Raw genomic sequence first — 465 nt, 5'->3', positions numbered from 1 at the left:
TTAAGTTTTTAATACTATTTGTATTCTTGTCTTCAATAAAAACATCTTGAGACGCAAACAATCCATCAACTTCATCAATATCTATAGAAAAGGCACCTTCAATAGTAGAACTAAAGCCTAATGAAACCTCATCATTTTCATCAAAAGGCAGAGCCCTCCCTTGTATGGTTAAATTTTTATCTTCATTTACACTGTAAAAATCGATAAACTGGTTTCCATCAAAACTCTCTCCATCAAAAGAATTATCATATCCATTAGTAGCATTTGCTACATAACCCAGTAAAGTTTGTTTGAAAGCCCCTTTTGCATTAGACAAACTCAACCAAACACGATGTTTATCAACAACCTCTAATTGTTTTCTATTTTTTTTAGTACTAAATTTAAAAAAACTTGAATTTTGCCCAGCCTTACGCATATTGTTATTAAATAAAATAGTCCCAGTTCCGCTAATTCTTCCAGTAATAA

1 pseudogene is annotated in these 465 nt (G+C 31.0%); it reads right to left on the bottom strand.

Annotated elements, in window-relative coordinates:
• Positions 1–465, bottom strand: a pseudogene (locus tag AB674_RS22945) (calcium-binding protein); the annotation flags it as partial.

The organism is Flavobacterium sp. ABG (assembly GCF_001027725.1).
Taxonomy (GTDB): Bacteria; Bacteroidota; Bacteroidia; order Flavobacteriales; family Flavobacteriaceae; genus Flavobacterium; species Flavobacterium cupriresistens.
This window is presented reverse-complemented; position numbering and strand designations above follow the sequence as displayed.